The sequence below is a fragment of the Corallococcus sp. 4LFB genome (assembly GCF_046520365.1).
GTDB lineage: Bacteria > Myxococcota > Myxococcia > Myxococcales > Myxococcaceae > Corallococcus > Corallococcus caeni.
In genome coordinates this window covers 1-3,736 of the sequence record NZ_JBKGHJ010000656.1, presented here as the reverse complement: position 1 = coordinate 3,736, position 3,736 = coordinate 1, and the positions used below count along the sequence as shown (strand labels likewise).

General features: G+C 68.5%; 5 protein-coding genes. 3 read left to right on the top strand and 2 right to left on the bottom strand.

The window, feature by feature from the left end:
• Positions 1-277, bottom strand: a 277-nt coding sequence (locus ACLEQD_RS38960; protein WP_410390949.1) for a hypothetical protein, incomplete at its 3' end; no start/stop codon positions are given.
• Between the two features lie 141 nt (positions 278-418).
• On the opposite strand from ACLEQD_RS38960, the gene ACLEQD_RS38955 reads away from it, so the two are divergent.
• On the top strand, positions 419-1,267 hold the full coding sequence (locus tag ACLEQD_RS38955; protein ID WP_410390948.1) for an RDD family protein: 849 nt from the start codon (positions 419-421) through the stop codon (positions 1,265-1,267).
• On the opposite strand, the gene ACLEQD_RS38950 is transcribed toward ACLEQD_RS38955, so the two are convergent.
• Positions 1,209-1,727 carry a hypothetical protein gene (locus ACLEQD_RS38950; protein ID WP_410390947.1) on the bottom strand — a complete coding sequence of 173 codons (519 nt, stop codon included), beginning with the start codon at positions 1,725-1,727 and terminating at the stop codon, positions 1,209-1,211. The genes ACLEQD_RS38955 and ACLEQD_RS38950 overlap by 59 nt on opposite strands.
• Positions 1,728-1,830: 103 nt before the next feature.
• On the opposite strand from ACLEQD_RS38950, the gene ACLEQD_RS38945 reads away from it, so the two are divergent.
• Together ACLEQD_RS38945 and ACLEQD_RS38940 are read left to right on the top strand one after the other, a co-directional pair.
• Complete coding sequence (locus ACLEQD_RS38945; RefSeq protein ID WP_410390946.1) at positions 1,831-2,892, top strand: tetratricopeptide repeat protein; 1,062 nt, start codon at positions 1,831-1,833, stop codon at positions 2,890-2,892.
• A 27-nt stretch (positions 2,893-2,919) separates the two neighbouring features.
• Positions 2,920-3,736: FHA domain-containing protein (locus ACLEQD_RS38940; RefSeq protein ID WP_410390944.1), on the top strand; the 817-nt coding region annotated here is incomplete at its 3' end.

Below are 3,736 nucleotides of genomic sequence, written 5' to 3'. Positions count from 1 at the left end.
CCGCCGCCAGCCCCAGCGCCAGCACCCCGCCCACCCCGGTGAGGACGCCCGGCGACTCGGTGGGCCCGTCCGGGCGGCCGCGCGGCAGCAGCGTCAGCGACGCCGTCATCAGCGCACCCAGGAGGTAGAGGTACGGCAGCGCCTGGGACTCGAAGCGCGACAGCACCAGCGCGTTCGCGGACGTCTTGAGCTGCGTCACCCCGGCGATGAGCGCGAACTGGAACGCACCCGCCGGCAGGACGCGGCGGTTCCAGGATGAGGTGTCGGAAGAGGCCACGGGCGCGGGAATGCGGACAGGATAACGTGGGAGCCCGCTATTCACGAATAACACTCTTCAAGCCCCGCCCGCATCCGCCCCCCGGCCGGGGATGGCCGCCCGCCTGCTCCCCGCGGCCCGCGTGGCGTACACTCCGGCGCCGTGACGCCCCCTCCTAACACCCTGCTTGACGGCACCCACACGGTGCTGACCCCGGAGTACGTGGAGTTCCGCTTCACGCTGGCGGGCGTGTACTCGCGCTTCCTCGCGTGGCTGCTGGACGCGCTCATCGTCGGCTTCACCGCGATGGTGGTGCTGCTGGTGTTCCAGGTGGGGATGGCCGCGTTCCCGGGGTTCGCCAGCGCGCTGGGCATCGTCGTCTACTTCCTGGTGGACTGGGGCTACGGCATCACGCTGGAGACCGCGTGGGCGGGCCAGACGGTGGGCAAGCGGGTGATGTCCCTCCGGGTCATCCAGGAGAGCGGCGTGCGCATCGGCTTCTACCACGCGGCCCTGCGCAACCTGGCGCGCGTGGTGGACCGGCTGCCGCTGCTCTACCTCGTGGGCGGCTCGGTGGCGCTCGTGTCCCGCTCCCACCAGCGGCTGGGAGACCTGCTGGCCGGCACCATCGTCGTGCGCGAGCGGCGCCTCAAGGTGCCCTCCGCCCTGGAGACCCGGGGCGAGGAGGGCCTGCTGGCGGATCCGCTGTTCGTCTCACGCGTGAAGCGGCTATCCACCGAGGAGCGGGAGCTGGTGCTGTCCGCGGCCCTGCGCCGCGAGGAGCTGCGGCTGGAGGCCCGCCTCACGCTGTTCTCCGCGCTGGGCGCCCGGCTCCAGGACTCGCTGGCCATGGAGAAGCCCGCCCACCTCTCGGATGAGAAGTGGACGCTGCTCGTGGCCGCCGCCCTGCTGCCCGCCCCGGGAGCACGGCCGGGGCGTCCGGCGGCCGGGCCTAGAAGTACGTCGCCAGGCCCACGGAGCCCGTCAGCGACGTCTGCGTATCCTCGTTGAGCGCGATGTAGAAGTTGTACTGCGCGCGCACGCCCAGGCTCACCGAGTCGCTGAGGAAGAAGTCCACGCCCGCGTTGGGCCCGATGCCCACGAAGTTGCTGACGCTCTCCTTGAAGACGATGAGGTAGCTCACGTCCGTGCCGATGTACGGCCGGATGGTCTCCTCCAGCAGCAGGTAGCGGATGCCCAGCGACGGCGCCAGCCCCACGACGCGCTTCTCCGGCGAGGCGTAGGTGTCCTTGGGGAACATCAGCTTCGACAGCGAGACGACCTCGAAGCCGTTCTCGATGTAGAGGCTGCCCTCCAGACCGATGAACGGCGTGCCCGCGAGCCCCGCGGTCTCCTTGAAGTCCATGTAGCCGAGCGACAGTCCCAGGCTGCGGTTGGAGAACTGGGCGTGAGCAGGAGCCGCGCCCAGCAGGGCCGCGAGCAAGCCAAAAGCACAGAGGTAGGTACGCATGGCGGCGCACTCTACAGCCGGCCTAACCCCTGGAAAACAGCGCTGATTCAGCGCAAGGCCGACGTTGCCTCACGGGGTGGCGCTCTCCTACACTCGGCCGGCCATGCGTCTTCGCCGCCTCTTCCTCACGCTGACCGCCGCCGCCTCCCTCTCCACCACCGCCTGCCTCACCACGCCGCCCCCGCACGAGCGGGCGCTCATCAACAACGAGCTGTGCGCGCAGGAGATGGCCAACGGGGACCTGCAGAAGGCGGAGACCTACTGCAACCTGGGCCTGGAGTTCTCCCCCCAGTACGCGGACCTGTGGGCCAACAAGGGCCTCATCGCCATGTACTCGGGCAACAAGGACAAGGCGAAGGAGTTCTTCATCAAGGCCCTGCGCTTCAACCAGGAGCACCTGCAGGCCTACCAGAACCTGGGCGTCCTCTACCTGGAGGAAGGCGCCTACGGAAAGGCCCACGACAACTTCAAGCGCGCCCTGCAGGTGAACCCGGACAACCTGGAGTCGCGCTACGACCTGGGCCTCACCTACATGAAGATGGAGAAGAAGAAGGAGGCCCGCAAGGAGTTCAACACGCTGCTCGCGGTCAACCCCAACGTGGCCAACGCCCACCACAACCTCGGCATCATGGCCTACGAGGACAAGGACCTGGAGGGCGCCTTCGAGCACATCTCCCAGGCCGCCCAGCTCACCCCGGACTCCGCGGAGGTGTGGCACGACCTGGGCACCGTCCTCATGGAGCAGAGCCGCTTCGCGGAGGCCCGAGAGGCCTTCGGCAACTGTGCCCGCCTGGATGAGAAGAACTCCAGCTGCCTCAACAACCTCGCCGTCGCCCAGCGCAAGGTGGCCCTCACCGACTCCGCGCTCAAGGAGCTCAAGGACACCCAGACGGCGGAGAACAGCGCCCCGGCCATGTACCTGCTCGCGCGCCAGTACCGCGAGAAGGGCCTGCTCACCGAAGAGGAGTCCGCCTACCGCAAGTGCGTGAAGCTGGACGCCAAGTTCGCGCCCTGCCACTTCGGCCTCTTCCAGCTCTTCAACGACGCCCACAAGCAGACCCACGCGCAGACGGCGTGCAAGAACTTCCTGAAGTTTGGTACCTCCGAGGAATTCCCCACCGAGTACACGACGTGTGAGAGATTCCTCGCCAACGACTCGTTCTAGCCGTCCCTTCGGGTAGCGACACACGCGATGAGCGTCCGTCTGACCGTCACGCAGCGCAGCGAGGCCGGAGGCGCCTCGGGCAAAGAGGTCGTCCTCGACGACTCCGTCATCACCCTGGGGCGGGACAAGACCTGCCAGGTGGTGCTCCCGCAGCAGGCGGTGTCGCGCAACCACGCGCGCATCAGCCAGGAGGGAAACCTCTACTTCCTGGAAGACCTGGGCAGCGCCTACGGGACGAAGATCAACGGCAAGGCGCTCCCCAAGGGAGAGAAGGAGTTGCTGCGCAACGGCGACGTCATCGCCATCGCGCAGTACGACGTCCGCTTCGACAAGGTCGTGGAGATCGCCCCGGACGTCAGCGACAAGACGTCGTTCCTCGCGCGCGGCATGGTGAAGGACGCGATGCGCGGCCTCGCCGGCGGCGAGGAGCGCTTCCTGCGCTACATGAACGGCCCGCGCGAGGGCCAGCGCATCGAAATCTCCGAGGCCCAGGAGCACGTCTTCGGCCGTGACGAGAAGGAAGCCGACGTCATCCTCAAGGACGACCTCGTCTCCCGCAAGCACGCCAAGGTGCGCCGGGACTGGTCCGGCACGCACGTGGAGGACCTGGGCAGCCGCAATGGCATCAAGGTCAACAAGAAGCGGGTGAACCGCAAGGCGCTCAAGGACGGCGACGAGCTGGAGATTGGCGCCACCCGCTTCGTCTACGTGGACCCCGCCGAGCCGCCCGACGAGCCGGCGGTGAGCCTCTCCGCGGAGAGCTCCGTCGTCGCCCCGGCGCCCTCGCCGCCGCGTCCCTCCCCGCCCCGCCGCGAGGAGCCGCCCCCGCCGGAGCCCGAACCGG